The sequence below is a fragment of the Streptococcus suis genome (assembly GCF_029616525.1).
Taxonomy (GTDB): domain Bacteria; phylum Bacillota; class Bacilli; order Lactobacillales; family Streptococcaceae; genus Streptococcus; species Streptococcus suis_AF.
Genome location: NZ_JANFME010000011.1, coordinates 30,987 through 45,737, shown reverse-complemented (window position 1 = coordinate 45,737; position 14,751 = coordinate 30,987). Strand labels below are relative to the sequence as shown.

The window sequence follows — 14,751 nt, the reverse complement described above, 5'->3', positions numbered from 1 at the left end:
GTTCGTTAGAAACATTTTACCATAAATGAGGTATTTTTTCCTGAGTCAGGAAGAAAAAACTCTCAGGTTCATTTCCTGAGAGATCTGATTTCTATAGAAATTGGTAGCCTACCAAGCCGCAGCTTCTGTCGGTGCCTCTAAAAAGTCCAGCCATTTTTGATCCTTGACATGACAGAGGGTGACAGAAATTCCTCCCATATCAAGACTGGTCATAAATTTACCTGTTTTTATATAGGAAAGCTGTAAACCTTCTAGCTCTAGAAATTGGCAAATGTCATTCAAAAAGATTCCTTGCTCAACCTCAGACATAGATCCAAGATTATTGACCAGAAGAATATAGTCTTCCCCCTCCTTCCAGCGGAATTTTAATTTTAATTTGTTCACAATTTCGTTGGCTAACTGCTCAGAGGATTCAAAACGAACGGTCCGATAGCCTTCTTCTCCATGGATACCGATGCCGTAAGATATTTGTCCCTCCTCCAAATCAAACAAAGGCAGGGCAGCATTGGGCAAATAGGCCGACTTGGTTGCAAAACCGATGGTCGCAATCTCTGTTGCCAGAGACAGTCCCAGCTGTTCCAATTCATCCAAGCTATAGCCAGTAAGCGCAGCAGCTCCTAATATCTTATGAAGTAGAATGGTCCCTGCAAGCCCCCTATGCCGCATACGGAAATTATTTTTAGTATCGACCGAAATATCGTCATGGGATACGATGTACTTGACTGCAATTCCCTCCTGCCGAGCCAATTCGATAGCTTTTCTAAAAGAGACAAGGTCTGCCTCAAAGTTTTTTACAATCAGAAAAACTCCCTTGCCCTTATCTACTGCACGAATGGCTGCCAATACTTCTTCAGCGGTTGGGGGCGTAAATATTTCACCATATACTGCTGCAGTCAGCATTCCTTTACCGACAAATCCAATATGTGCCGGTTCGTGCCCCGATCCACCACCTGAAATAATTGGAACTAAATGGTCATCCTGCACTTTCTGAAGCACAATCGGAAGTCCCTTCACTTTCTTCACTTTAGGATTGGTTCGACAGAAACCATCCAAATAATCTTCAATAATTGTTGCCTGTCTATTTCTAATAAACACCATACATTAACTCCTACAAAATCAAAAACGACTTGCGAACAAGAGCCACCATTTGCTTCCAATAGCTGTGAATCTGACAAGGCGACTGCGTCAGTCCTTCCTTTATCAGTCCAATCCAAGCATTAGCATGATAGAGAATCAAAAAATGCTTATCCTGTTGGGAAATCATTTTACCCTCCTGGAGCTGGTACTCGTTGATAATTTTCTCCATCAAAACCATAAAGTAGCCTTCTAAATAGCTGACAAAATCATTTTGCCCCTTAATCTCAAAGAGTTGCCTATAGAAAGATTGGTTACTCTCGATGTAGTACAAGAGCTCATCCAGAAGCTTGATTCCACTAATATAGGTCAGATTGTCAGTTACCTGCTCCTGCAATTCTGTCTCAAATATCCAGTCTAGCAACTCATACTTGTCTAAAAAATGGTTGTAAAAGGTTTGACGACGAATCCCTGCTTCCTGCATGATGTCGACAACTGAGATTTTATCAAAGGATTTTTGGGATAGCTGTTTTTTAAAAGCCTTTGCAATCCTTTTCTTTGTAATCAACGAGGTTGGCATATGTCACTTCCTTTCGCTTCCTCTTTATTATACCCTATCATGCTTTTCTTTGGAACAAAAGGGACACTTTGGACAATCTGTCCCTTCCTTTTTTCTTTTGGACAATGTAGAATGAAAGCGCAAACAAAAAACAAAGGAGTTTTCTCATGAAAAAAATTATCAATCAACCCGAACATGTCGTTGATGAAATGTTAAAAGGACTTGTCTTTATGCACCAAGATCTTGTCGAGCGTATCGATGGATTTGATGTGATTATCCGCAAGGCTGAAAAAACTGGTAAAGTCGGCATCATCTCAGGAGGTGGCTCTGGTCACGAACCTTCTCATGCAGGCTTTGTCGGCAAGGGCATGTTGTCCGCCGCTGTATGTGGCGCAGTATTTACCTCACCAACACCAGACCAAATCTTGGAAGCCATCAAGGCTGCTGACGAGGGAGCTGGCGTCTTTATGGTCATAAAAAACTACTCTGGCGACATCATGAACTTTGAGATGGCGCAAGAATTGGCGGAAATGGATGGCATCGAAGTGGCCAGTGTCATCGTGGACGATGACATCGCTGTGGAAAATAGCCTCTATACCCAAGGTCGTCGTGGTGTAGCAGGTACCATCCTTGTCCATAAGATTCTCGGTCACGCTGCAGAAACGGGCAAATCTCTAGCAGAAATCAAGGAACTGGCTGACCGTCTCGTCCCACAAATCAAGACTATCGGCTTAGCCCTATCAGGTGCTACGGTACCAGAAGTGGGCAAACCAGGCTTCGTCCTTGAAGAGGATGAATTTGAATACGGTGTCGGTATCCATGGTGAACCTGGCTATAAGAAAGAAAAACTCCAACCATCTGCTAAATTGGCTGAAGAATTGGTTGAGAAATTGGCAGAAGGCTTTGATATTCAAGATGGCGAGCACTATGGTGTCCTTATCAACGGTCTCGGCGCAACTCCTCTCATGGAACAATATGTCTTTGCCAACGACGTTGCTCAATTGCTGGCTAAAAAAGGCGTGGTCGTTGACTACAAGAAAATCGGTAACTACATGACATCGATTGATATGGCTGGACTGTCATTGACCTTAATCAAACTAGAAGACCCAAGCTGGATTGACGCTTTACAGGCTCCTGTTGAAGTTGTCGCTTGGTAGGAGAACGCTTATGGATGCAAAACAAGCACTGCTCTGGATGGAGACATTCAACAAAAAAATTCAAGAAAACAAAGATTATTTGAGTGAGCTAGATTCTCCAATCGGAGATGGAGATCACGGAGGCAACATGGCGCGAGGAATGGCTGCCGTCATGCAGGAGCTATCTGAAAAAGACTATGAGACTGCTGACCAAGTCTTTAAGGTGGTTGCCATGCAACTTCTCAGCAAGGTTGGCGGCGCCTCTGGTCCTCTCTACGGCTCTGCCTTTATGGGTATTACTAAAGCCAGTCAAGCTGGCACTGATTTGGCAGACACGCTTCAAGCAGGTTTGGAGATGATCCAAAAACGCGGCAAGGCCGATTTGGGTGAAAAAACCATGGTGGATGTTTGGATTCCTGTTATTTCTGCCCTAAGAGAAAGCCAGCTGACAACGGAAATTATCCATAAAGCCGTTCAAGGGACAAAGGATATTGTTGCGACCAAGGGACGCGCGTCCTATGTTGGGGAAAGGTCTATTGGACACATTGATCCAGGCTCTTTCTCATCTGGACTTCTCTTTGAAGCCATGTTGGAGGTAGGACTATGACAAAGGTTGGTATCTTACTCGTATCCCATTCAAAAAATTTGGCCCAGGGAATCATCGACCTAGTATCTGAAGTCGCAAAAGATATTCCCATCACCTACTGTGGCGGACTAGAAGATGGTAGCATCGGTACCAGCTTTGAAATCGTACAAGAGCGAGTTGAAGCAAACCCTGCTGATACCCTCCTTGCCTTTTTCGACCTAGGTAGCGCCCGAATGAACATGGAACTTGCTGCCGATTTTACAGACAAACAAATTCTTATCCAAACCGTACCAGTCGTCGAAGGTTGCTATACTGCCGCAGCTCTCTTACAGGCTGGAGCTGACTTGGAGACTATTCTTGAACAATTAAAAGAACTGACAATCAATAAATAGGAGGGCATTATGAATCTGATTGGAGAATTACTTGGAACTTTCATACTAGTCTTACTTGGAAACGGTGTGGTTGCATCCTGCATCCTCTCTAAAACCAAGGCTGAAAATAGCGGCTGGCTGACCATCGTACTAGGATGGGGCATCGCTGTAACAATTGCCGTCTACGTATCAGGAATTTTTGGACCTGCCCACCTGAATCCAGCTGTCACTATCGCAATGGCATCTATCGGCTCCCTACCATGGGCTCAAGTCCCAGGCTTCCTACTTGCCCAATTTGCTGGAGCAATGTTGGCATCCATCATCCTCTATCTCCATTTCTACCCACATTGGCAGGAAACAAAAGATAGCGGAACAATCCTTGCTACTTTCTCTACTGGACCAGCTCTTCGTCACACAGCTTCAAACTTGCTCGGCGAAGCTCTTGGTACAGCTGTCTTAGTCATGGGAATCCTTGCAATTGGTCCTAACAATGTCAGCGCTGGCCTCGGCCCAATTATCGTGGGACTTATCGTATTTGCAATCGGCTTCTCACTAGGATCAACGACAGGCTACGCAGTCAATCCAGCTCGTGACTTAGGTCCGCGTATCATGCATGCCATCCTTCCAATTCCAAACAAGGGAGATTCTGACTGGTCTTATAGCTGGATCCCAGTTGCTGGCCCAATTCTTGGAGGAGTCGCAGGAGCTATCCTCTATAACCTCCTACTAAATATGTTATAAAAAAATAGGCTTGGGTGACTAGAACCAAGCCTATTTTATCAACAAAGACTTGGCTATCATCAACCAAGTCTTTTTCTGTTATTCATTTTCTGTTGTAAGGATTTGCAAGGTTTCAAGGAGTTGGTCCACATGGACTTCTACAGTATCACCTGTGCCCTTGATTTTCACTTCGACGATGCCATCAGCTGCTTTCTTACCAACAGTCACACGGATCGGCAAGCCAATCAAGTCACTGTCAGAAAACTTAACGCCGACACGCTCATTACGGTCGTCAGTTAATACTTCATAGCCTGCACCAACCAAACTTGCTTCGATAGACTGAGTCAAGGCCATAGCTTCTTCGTCCTTAACATTGACTGGAATCAAATGCACATCAAACGGTGCCAATTCTTTAGGGAAGTTGATCCCCCAAGCGTAACGGTATTCGCCTTTTGGTGTCTTGTTAACAAAGAGGCGAGCGTGTTGTTCAAGAACGGCTGACAAGAGTCGGCTAACACCGATTCCGTAGCATCCCATGATAATCGGCATAGAACGACCATTCTCATCCAAGATGTTGGCATTCATGCTGTCTGAATAGCGTGTACCGAGTTTGAAGATGTGACCAATTTCGATACCACGGGCAAAGTTGAGAACCCCGTGTCCATCTGGAGAAGGCTCGCCTTCCTTGACTTCGCGAATATCCACATACTCAGTCACTTGGAAATCACGCCCTGCATTGGCACCTGTGTAGTGGAAACCGTCTTCGTTGGCACCAACAACAGCATTTTTCACATCTTGAACCTTGCGGTCTGCAATAATCTTGATGTTTTCTGGCAAGCCAACTGGTCCAAGGGAACCAAAACCTGCACCGAAGATTTTTTCAGCATCCGCTGGGCCTGCTACATCAAAGAAATCTGCTCCAAGGTGGTTTTTCAACTTGACATCGTTAACTTGATCATTGCCGACGAGGAGGGCAACAACTGGCTCACCGTCTGCCATAAAGAGCATGGTTTTGATGGTTTGCTCTTCAGCGACATTCAAGAAGGCAGCAACTTCGTCGATGGTTTTAGCATCTGGTGTAGCAACTTTAACCAAGTCTTCTTCAACAACAACTGCTGTGCTTGGTTTGTACTCGCTAGTTGCCATTTCTAGGTTGGCAGCGTAGCCAGACTCGCTAGAGTAGGCGATGGTATCTTCACCAGACACAGACCAAGCCAAGAGTTCTGCCTTGATTGCTTCAAGAACATCCTCTGGGATTTCATCAAAAGAAGCAACCGACTTGTCCAAGACAACCCAACGGTCCAGGTCAGTACGGTCTGGTGTAATGGCCATAAATTCCTGGCTGTCCTTACCGCCCATGGCACCACCGTCACCGATAATAGCCTTGAACTCAAGTCCTGCACGAGTGAAAATAGCCTCGTAAGCCGCCTTGTAGTCATCGTAGGTCTGGTCCAAGCTCTCATAACTAGCATGGAAGCTGTAACCGTCTTTCATGATGAACTCGCGACCACGGAGAAGACCGTTACGAGGGCGTTTTTCATCACGATACTTAGATTGGATTTGGTAGATGTTAAGCGGCAACTGCTTGTAAGACTGGACCGCATCACGCGCCAAAAGAGTCACCGTTTCTTCATGAGTTGGTCCCAAGATAAAGTCAGAACCTTCGCGGTTTTTGAGCTTGTAAAGATCGTCGCCATAAGTTTCATAACGACCTGACTCACGCCAAATGTCCGCTGACAAGAGAGCTGGTGCCAAAAATTCAATAGCATCAATCTTATCAAACTCCTCACGCATGATGTTTTTTGCTTTTTCAATCACACGGTTAGCCAAAGGCAAGTAGCTGTAAATACCAGCAGAAATCTGACGGACATAGCCCGCACGTAACATCAAAGCGTGGCTAATCACCGACGCATCCGAAGGCATCTCCCGCAAAGTAGGGATAATCATTTTAGACTGTTTCATGTTAAGATACGGAGGTCGTAAAAAACGACTGAAAATTAGGAAACTGGCGCAATGTGCTTGCACATCAGTCAGTTTATCTATTTTCCGAGTTTTTAGACCGAGTTCAATTACGAACCTCCTTAATTCCTTTCATCATTGGTTGTTAGGAAGACACAGGTTTCAGCCCGTGTTCAGTTCCTTTCGTAGTTTACTTGATTGGAAGACAAAGAATTAACTTTTCAACCCCCTCGCTGATGCTCGAGTTCAAATCTGAAAACTCTCTGTTCCTTTCTTTTTCGTATTTTTCAGAACATCCTGCATTTAGCACGCATTCAATTCCTTTTGGAGTTTTTATTTAGAAGAATACACGCATAATATCATTCCAGGTCACGACCAGCATGAGGACAACCATGATTGCAACGCCTACCAGCGTGATATAGGATTCTGTTTCTGGTTTAAGTGGTTTTCTGCGAATACCTTCTAGAATGTTCATGACAATCTTCCCACCATCCAAGGCTGGAATAGGGATAAGATTGAAAATACCGATATTGATTGATAGCATAGCCATCAGGTTAAAGACTGAAACCCAACCATTTGCAGCAGCCTGATTGCTGACAGAATAAATGGCAACAGGTCCACCCAATTGCTTAACATCAAAATTGGCAATCAAGTTTTTCAAGGCAGTCACAACAATAACTGCTGTCGCACCCGCTTGCTGGAAGCCCCCAATAATCTTATCAAGGAAACCAGTTTTTAAAATCGGTGAAATTCCAATTCGGTAGCTATCGTCAACCTTCTCAGCAGTAACTGTGAGCGATTTTTCAGTCCCCTCATGTTCAACAACCAAATCAAAACTTGGAGCTGTAGAGGCTTCTGAGGCTGCCTGACTAATGATTGTAGCAATATCTGTGTAAGTATCCGTAGCTTGACCATTGACCGACAAGATTTTATCACCTGTCACCAGACCTACATTCTGTAAGGCACCACCGTCTGTAATACTAACGGCATTACTGGTAGGATCTGCAACCCCTCCTTGCGCAAAAATCAGCATAATAAAGACGAAAATACCTAAAATAAAGTTATTCATGGGACCAGCAAAGTTGGTTATCAACTTCCCCCAGACAGTCGCATTTTGATACTGAACATCAAGTGGAGCAATCCGAACTTCTGTTCCATCTTCCTCTACAATCGTGGCGTCGTGATCAACCTTATAGGTCTTGCTTTCTTCCAAGACCAAGCCTGTGATTTCCAATTTTTCCTCGAAGTCAAAACTGGTTACATTCATTGGCAAACTGAGACTATCCAGTTGCTTACCAGACAAATTAATCCGCGTCACAACACCAGCTTCATTCAGGCTGAGGCTGGCAGGACTACCTGTCTTAATCTCTGTCTTATCTTCACCCCATCCAGCCATTCGAACATAGCCACCTAGGGGAAGGATACGGATGGTGTAAAGCGTCCCATCCTTACCTGTATGAGCGAAAATTTTGGGACCCATCCCAATCGCAAATTCCCTCACAAGGATACCAGCTTTCTTGGCAAAGTAGAAATGACCAAATTCATGGACAACCACAATCACACCAAATATAAATATAAATGCTAAAATTCCCTTCATAGTACCTCCTTAAAATAATCCAAAGAAGTGCATGATTGGAAAGACAAAAATCATACCGTCAAAACGATCCAGGATACCACCGTGTCCTGGAATAATTTTTCCAGAATCCTTCACACCAAAATGGCGTTTAATAGCACTTTCTACTAAATCTCCGAATTGTGAGAATATCGAGAAAATCACAACTAACAACAACATCATGCCAAATGAATAGCCCGCCAACAAGGACTTATCGACAATCAAGAAAATGATAGCAACTACCACCGCAGAAAGAATACCGCCTACAAAGCCTTCAACCGTTTTATTCGGTGAAACCTTCGGCAATAATTTTCTCCGACCAATCTGACGACCGATTAAGTAGGCACCAATGTCTGTTGCCCAGACTAAACAGAGGGCAAAGAAGACTTTATTGAGCCCATCCATACGAGCCAGTATCAAACTATGAAAGCCGATACCAACATAGAAACTTGATGCAATTGGAAAGACTACATCTGAATAGTTGTAATGGCCGATATTAAAAACCGTCGAACCAAGCAGTAAAAATACTACAATGGCGTAGGCTGTGTAATTTCCATCCGTCGGTAAAAATGTCAGATAATTCTGGAGCGGAAGAGCCAAGACTAAACTGGCCAACATAGCTAAGACACCCTCGATAGAATTGGGTGCTAGGCGATGCATTTTAATCAATTCAGCCGTAGCAATGATGGCTAACAGGCCTACAAAAAATTGAAATGCCATCCCACCAGCCAACAAAAAGGGAATGAAAATAGCTAGAGCAATGCCGCCAAATATCACTCGTTTCTGTAAATCGTTTGTCATACCTTCTCCTTATACACCGCCAAAACGTCTGTGGCGACGGTTGTATTCTTTAATCGCTAATTTAAGTGCTTCTCCATCAAAATCAGGCCAAGCAATATCTGTAAAGTACAGCTCGCTGTAGGCTGTTTGCCACGGCAGGAAGTTGCTAAGACGAAGTTCACCACTTGTACGGATAACTAGATCGGGATCGCGTAACGTTGGTGATAAGGTTCCTGTATAGAGGTAATCCGCTATTAATTTCTCGTCAATATCTCCAGGATTGAACTTGGCATCCAAGACATCTTGCGCAATAGCCTTGACTGCGCGAGTCACCTCATCACGACCGCCATAGTTAAGAGCGAAGTTGAGAATCAAACCAGTGTTACCCTTTGTCTTTTGTTCGGCTTTATAAAGCGCATTGAGAGTCGGGACAGGAAGTTTTGAATGGTCACCAATCATCTGAATTTTGACATTATTGGCATGGAGTTCAGGAACATACTTATCATAAAACTCCACAGGTAGATTCATAATAAACTTCACTTCTTTTTCCGGTCGAGACCAGTTTTCTGTAGAAAAGGCATAGACAGTTAACACCTTTACTCCCAAATCAGAAGCCGTCTTGGTAACCTTTTGAAGTGCATCCATACCAGCCTTATGCCCCATAATACGTGGCTGCATCCGCTTTTTCGCCCAACGGCCATTGCCATCCATAATCACAGCGATATGCTTAGGGACTTCAATTGCTGTTTCAATGCTTTCTTTCTTTTTAAAATTAAATTTAAACATGGTATTTTCCTTATTGTATAATCGTTTCATTATACCATATTTTTACCTAGGATAGCAAAAATCAGGCAGGGCTAAAACAAGAGAAAACCAAGGTTTCCCTCGGTTTTTCATCCTTATTCTTCAATTGCAGCTTCTGGAGTTGCTTCTGTCGTTTCAACTGCCACTTCTTCAACAACTGCCGATGTAGTATCTGAACTTGCTACACGATTACGAATAGCACCACGTTCAAATGTCAAGTAAACACCATCAACATCGAGAACAACCTTCTTATCATCGATTTCATCGACAATACCAAATAGCCCACCAATGGTCACAATTTCATCACCTTTTTTGATTTGATTTAATGCTTCTTGACGTTGTTTTTGTTGTTTACGTTGCGAATAGAACATAAAACCAATCATGGCAACCATGACAAGGGGTAAAAACAATCCTTCCATTAGGACACCTCATTCATTTTAATAGTTTTGATTATACTAAAATTTTCCACCGTTAGCAAAGAGAAGACCCAATCTCGCAGCCTTTTCAACCAAAAATCAGTAAGAGTAAGTATCAACTATACCTTGATATAGCTGTACGAAACCAATTATTGAAATAATCAGCAAAACCACTCCAATAACCAATAGAACACTCCTCCCTTTTTTGGAAACTTGATTAGGTAGTCCATATCCTAAGGCAAATCCTGACAGTGGAAAAATCCATAGTCCTGTGAATTGAAAAAGCAAAGGTAATAAAAGAGCAACCAGTAAACAGATATAGCGATGAGTTTTATTTTCCAAACGAGGAAGTGACCAACCAACTGAGAAGGTGACAAAACTGATAAAAGCCGTCATTACAAACAGGATTAGTCCAAAAGCCAGTAAAAATAGCATGCTCTTCTCCTATTCTCTAATGCATGTGAAAAAGTGGTCTATTAGTTACTCCATACACTCTCAAGGATGTTGGTCTGTTCACGACCAGGACCTACTGAGAAGGTTGAGATACGAACGCCTACCAATTCGCTGATACGACGAACATAGTTGCGAGCCGCTTCTGGCAATTCATCCAAGCTACGCACGCCTGTGATGTCTTCAGACCAACCTGGCATTTCTTCGTAGATTGGTTTGCAGCGTTTGAGTTGCTCCAAACTTGCTGGGTAGTAGTCAATACGCTCACCATCCAAGTCATAAGCCACGCAGATTTTCAAGGTCTCAAGACCTGACAAAACGTCGATCGAGTTGAGGGACAAATTGGTAATACCTGACACACGGCGACTATGGCGCATCACCACTGAGTCAAACCAACCGACACGGCGTGGACGGCCAGTTGTCGTACCGTATTCTTTGCCGATTTCACGGATACGGTCTCCGATTTCATCGTGCAGTTCAGTTGGGAATGGTCCGTCACCAACGCGGCTAGTGTAGGCCTTACATACACCAACAACCTTGTCAATCTTGCTTGGGCCAACACCACTACCGATGGTCACACCACCAGCAACTGGGTTTGAAGAAGTAACGAATGGATAGGTACCTTGGTCAATATCCAACATAACCCCTTGCGCCCCTTCAAACAAGACACGTTTGCCTTGGTCAAGGGCATCGTTCAAAATAACAGATGTATCTGTTACATATTTCTTGATTTCCTGACCGTAAGCGTAGTATTCTTCAAAGATTTCGTCGAATTCGATTGGAGTTGACTCATACATTTTCTCAAACAAACGGTTTTTCTCAGCCAAGTTTGTTCTCAAACGCTCCGCAAAAATCTCCTTGTCCAAGAGGTCTGCGATACGGATACCGACACGAGCTGCCTTGTCCATGTAAGCAGGACCGATACCCTTGTTGGTGGTACCAATCTTGTTCTCACCTTTAGACTCTTCTTGCAACTGGTCCAATTTGATGTGATAAGGCAAGATGACATGTGCGCGGTCCGAAATCCGCAAATTATCTGTTGTCACACCTGAATCATGGAGATAGTTGATTTCCTTCACCAAAGATTTTGGATTGACAACCACACCATTACCGATTACAGAAATCTTTTCTGGGAAGAAGATTCCTGACGGAATCAAGTGCAATTTATACTTCGTGCCATCGATAACGATAGTGTGTCCAGCGTTATCACCACCTTGATAACGTGCGATTACTTCAGCATTAGCAGACAAGAAGTCTGTAATTTTACCCTTACCTTCGTCGCCCCACTGGGTTCCTACAACAACTACTGATGTCATATTCACTCTTTCTCTGAACTGGCTAACCAGCCCAGCCTTTCTTCTACTTCTGGCAGGAATCTCACCTGCAAGTTTCGTTTTACACACTATTTTATCAAAAAACGAACATTTTTTCAAGAAATTCCAATAATTTCATATATGGCGAATGTTTTTTTTTTTTAAAAGTATATTTCAAAAAAATCCGATTAAACACACGAGGTAGACATGTGTAAATATGCTTTTAACAGAGAAATCCGAAGTCTTTGTTTGCTTTCAGTGATTTTCCGTACATTTTTCACCAGAAACGTAGCAGAAATTTGTATTTGCCCTCCAATCTAGATAAAATTGGAATAAGACTTTGACAGAAATATAAAGGACTTAGTATGTTACAAAAATTATCACCAAACAGCCCCATTCTTCAGGCTACTTTTGGAATTGAGCGCGAATCACTTCGCATCAATTCAAGCCACAGAGTTGCACAAACTCCCCATCCTCATAAACTGGGTTCTCGTAGCTTCCACCCCTATATCCAGACAGACTACAGCGAGCCACAGTTAGAGTTGATTACACCAATCGCTCAGTCGACGAAGGAAGCTCGTCGCCTACTGGGAGCCATTACAGATGTTGCCGCACGTTCTATGGATAAGCAAGAATACCTCTGGCCCCTATCCATGCCACCTGTGATTTCAGAAGAAGAAATCCAAATTGCTCAACTAGATAGCGACTATGAGTACCAATATCGTGTCGGTTTGGGGGAACGCTATGGCAAGCTCGTCCAGTCTATGTCTGGCATCCATTATAATTTTGAATTAGGAAAAGACTTAACCCAACAACTTTTTGAATTAAGCGAGGAAACAGATTTTATCGCATTCAAAAATACCCTCTACCTCAAATTAGCACAAAACTTCCTCAACTATCGTTGGCTCTTAACCTACCTATATGGAGCAAGTAGCCTAGCCGAAAAAGGATTCCTAACCACGGAAGTCGGTTGCGTCCGTTCCATTCGGAATTCCAAGTATGGCTATGTCAACTCCGATGATGTTCATATTTCCTTTTCTTCTCTCCAACAGTACGTGGCCGACATCGAACAAGCTGTCCAATCTGGTCAACTATCCGCTGAGAAGGAATTTTACTCTTCCGTCCGACTACGTGGAGCAAAGACTAGCCGTGACTACCTCAGCAAGGGGATTTCTTATTTAGAATTCCGTTCCTTCGACCTGAACCCCTATGACCCGCTTGCTATTAGCCAAGAAACCCTTGATACAGTCCACCTCTTTATCTTATCTCTTCTTTGGCTAGACCAACTGACAGATGTTGATAACACCTTAGCAAAAGCAGATAAACTTAACAATCTCATCGCCCTCAGTCACCCACACACACCTCTACCTAGCGATGCCGATGCCACGCCAATCTTGACAGCCATGAAAGCCATAGTTCTACACTTTGGACTGGATGACTACTATGGCCAGCTCATTGCACATGCGGAGGCAGCACTTCAAGACCCTCGTTTGACCCTTTCTGGAAAAATAGCAGAGCAGATTGAAGATGGGTCTCTAGAAAAGTTTGGTCAGCAGCAGGGACAAGTCTTTCATGACTATGCTTGGACAGCCCCTTACGCCCTCAAAGGCTATGAAAACATGGAACTCTCCACCCAGATGATTCTCTTTGACGCCATTCAGCTGGGCTTGAACGTGGAGATTTTGGATGAAGAAGACCAATTTCTCAAACTCTGGCATGGTGACCATGTCGAGTACATCAAAAATGGCAACATGACCTCCAAGGACAATTACGTCATTCCTCTAGCCATGGCCAACAAGGTCGTGACCAAGAAAATCTTGGACCAGGCTGGTTTTCCAGTACCTGCGGGAGCTGAATTTGCAAACAAGACAGATGCCCTGCGGTACTACGGGCAGGCAGCCAGCTCTGCTATTGTTGTCAAACCAAAATCTACCAACTTCGGCCTTGGCATCTCTATCTTCCAGGAGCCAGCAAGCCTTGCGGACTATGAAAAAGCCCTTGACATCGCCTTTTCGGAAGATAGCCATGTGCTTGTGGAGGAATTCGTGGCGGGAACCGAGTACCGTTTCTTCATCCTTGATGGCCAGTGCGAGGCTGTCCTGCTCCGCGTCGCAGCCAATGTCGTGGGGGACGGTAGCTCAACCATCCGTGAATTGGTGGACCAAAAAAACCAAGATCCACTGCGAGGGCGTGACCACCGTTCACCGCTGGAGATCATTAACTTGGGCGACATCGAACTGCTTATGTTAGAACAGCAGGGCTACACACCTGATACAGTTTTGCCAGAGGGCGTTCAAGCCTTTCTACGTGGCAATTCCAATATTTCAACCGGTGGCGACTCCATCGATATGACCGACCAGATGGACGAGTCCTACAAGCAACTGGCCGCTGATATGGCGACTGCTATGGGAGCTTGGGCCTGTGGTGTGGACTTGATTATCCCCGACCGCACCAAGCCAGCCAGCAAAGACGAGCCCAACTGCACCTGCATCGAACTCAACTTCAACCCTGCCATGTACCTGCACACCTATACTTACGCAGGACCTGGTCAGAGCATTACGCCGAAGATTTTGAAAAAATTATTTCCAGAGTTATAGTTTCCCATTTTCCTTACTTTCTTAGTGCTTACTTCAAAGGTTCGTGGAACTTTTGAAGGCTGGAGATAGGGCAAAGCACATTCGCCTCAATATGCTAGAACATTCTAGGTTGGAAATAAGACTTGCCTCGCAAGTCACTTCTGTATAGTACGGCAAAGCGAGTTCAAAAAAACCAGTGGATTGTTTGAAGCAGGAAAGCCAGAAACAGAGTTCCTCTTGCGTCGAAGTAAAAAAGTCAACTTAAGAACTATATATCTGCTTTGCCCCCTTGTTCCTTCACAAAACCTCCCAACTAATGTTAAATAAAATGAATATGGCACCAAGATAATCATTTATATCTCGGTGCTTTTTATGAATCAATTCCCAGTATTCCA

At 44.0% G+C, this 14,751-nt stretch carries 14 protein-coding genes; 5 read left to right on the top strand and 9 right to left on the bottom strand.

The annotated features are described in order from the left end of the window. Nucleotides 1-108: 108 nt before the first annotated feature. Together dhaQ and dhaS are read right to left on the bottom strand one after the other, a co-directional pair. Nucleotides 109-1,098 carry a DhaKLM operon coactivator DhaQ gene (gene dhaQ, locus NOL38_RS05915; RefSeq protein WP_277941662.1) on the bottom strand — a complete coding sequence of 330 codons (990 nt, stop codon included), beginning with the start codon at nucleotides 1,096-1,098 and terminating at the stop codon, nucleotides 109-111. A 10-nt stretch (nucleotides 1,099-1,108) separates the two neighbouring features. Next, on the bottom strand, nucleotides 1,109-1,654 hold the full coding sequence (dhaS, locus tag NOL38_RS05910) for a dihydroxyacetone kinase transcriptional activator DhaS (RefSeq protein ID WP_044680587.1): 546 nt from the start codon (nucleotides 1,652-1,654) through the stop codon (nucleotides 1,109-1,111). Between the two features lie 146 nt (nucleotides 1,655-1,800). Here dhaS and dhaK point away from each other — a divergent pair, with 146 nt between their 5' ends. The 4 genes from dhaK to NOL38_RS05890 are packed head-to-tail and all read left to right on the top strand — an operon-like array spanning nucleotide 1,801 to nucleotide 4,467. After that, on the top strand, nucleotides 1,801-2,790 hold the full coding sequence (gene dhaK, locus NOL38_RS05905; RefSeq protein ID WP_277941661.1) for a dihydroxyacetone kinase subunit DhaK: 990 nt from the start codon (nucleotides 1,801-1,803) through the stop codon (nucleotides 2,788-2,790). A 10-nt stretch (nucleotides 2,791-2,800) separates the two neighbouring features. Further along, nucleotides 2,801-3,376: a dihydroxyacetone kinase subunit DhaL gene (gene dhaL, locus NOL38_RS05900; protein WP_277941660.1), complete on the top strand. Its 576-nt coding sequence runs from the start codon at nucleotides 2,801-2,803 to the stop codon at nucleotides 3,374-3,376. Beyond that, the gene (dhaM, locus tag NOL38_RS05895) at nucleotides 3,373-3,747 is read left to right on the top strand and encodes a dihydroxyacetone kinase phosphoryl donor subunit DhaM (RefSeq protein WP_002938758.1); all 375 of its coding nucleotides are present in this window, start codon (nucleotides 3,373-3,375) and stop codon (nucleotides 3,745-3,747) included. The genes dhaL and dhaM overlap by 4 nt, the downstream gene beginning before the upstream one ends. Before the next feature lie 9 nt (nucleotides 3,748-3,756). Then, nucleotides 3,757-4,467 carry an MIP/aquaporin family protein gene (locus tag NOL38_RS05890; RefSeq protein WP_205028984.1) on the top strand — a complete coding sequence of 237 codons (711 nt, stop codon included), beginning with the start codon at nucleotides 3,757-3,759 and terminating at the stop codon, nucleotides 4,465-4,467. Between the two features lie 78 nt (nucleotides 4,468-4,545). Here NOL38_RS05890 and NOL38_RS05885 read toward each other — a convergent pair whose 3' ends face one another. From NOL38_RS05885 to NOL38_RS05855, 7 genes are all read right to left on the bottom strand, one after another. Further along, nucleotides 4,546-6,408: a proline--tRNA ligase gene (locus tag NOL38_RS05885; protein WP_277941659.1), complete on the bottom strand. Its 1,863-nt coding sequence runs from the start codon at nucleotides 6,406-6,408 to the stop codon at nucleotides 4,546-4,548. A gap of 334 nt (nucleotides 6,409-6,742) precedes the next feature. Further along, entirely contained in the window at nucleotides 6,743-8,002 is a 1,260-nt protein-coding gene (gene rseP, locus NOL38_RS05880) for an RIP metalloprotease RseP (protein WP_277941658.1), read from the bottom strand. A 9-nt stretch (nucleotides 8,003-8,011) separates the two neighbouring features. Continuing rightward, on the bottom strand, nucleotides 8,012-8,818 hold the full coding sequence (locus NOL38_RS05875) for a phosphatidate cytidylyltransferase (RefSeq protein WP_014638692.1): 807 nt from the start codon (nucleotides 8,816-8,818) through the stop codon (nucleotides 8,012-8,014). A 9-nt stretch (nucleotides 8,819-8,827) separates the two neighbouring features. Then, nucleotides 8,828-9,583 carry an undecaprenyl pyrophosphate synthase gene (gene uppS, locus NOL38_RS05870; RefSeq protein WP_012775352.1) on the bottom strand — a complete coding sequence of 252 codons (756 nt, stop codon included), beginning with the start codon at nucleotides 9,581-9,583 and terminating at the stop codon, nucleotides 8,828-8,830. A 113-nt stretch (nucleotides 9,584-9,696) separates the two neighbouring features. Further along, a complete protein-coding gene (yajC, locus tag NOL38_RS05865; RefSeq protein WP_002940126.1) occupies nucleotides 9,697-10,020 on the bottom strand; it encodes a preprotein translocase subunit YajC in 324 nt (107 codons plus the stop codon). Between the two features lie 96 nt (nucleotides 10,021-10,116). Further along, nucleotides 10,117-10,452, bottom strand: coding sequence for a hypothetical protein (locus NOL38_RS05860; RefSeq protein ID WP_202105444.1), 336 nt, complete (start codon nucleotides 10,450-10,452; stop codon nucleotides 10,117-10,119). 41 nt (nucleotides 10,453-10,493) lie between these two features. Further along, nucleotides 10,494-11,783 (bottom strand): adenylosuccinate synthase, encoded by a 1,290-nt coding sequence (locus NOL38_RS05855; RefSeq protein ID WP_277941657.1) that lies wholly within the window; start codon nucleotides 11,781-11,783, stop codon nucleotides 10,494-10,496. A gap of 362 nt (nucleotides 11,784-12,145) precedes the next feature. On the opposite strand from NOL38_RS05855, the gene gshAB reads away from it, so the two are divergent. Beyond that, nucleotides 12,146-14,377 (top strand): bifunctional glutamate--cysteine ligase GshA/glutathione synthetase GshB, encoded by a 2,232-nt coding sequence (gene gshAB, locus NOL38_RS05850; protein WP_277941656.1) that lies wholly within the window; start codon nucleotides 12,146-12,148, stop codon nucleotides 14,375-14,377. Nucleotides 14,378-14,751: the final 374 nt, after the last annotated feature.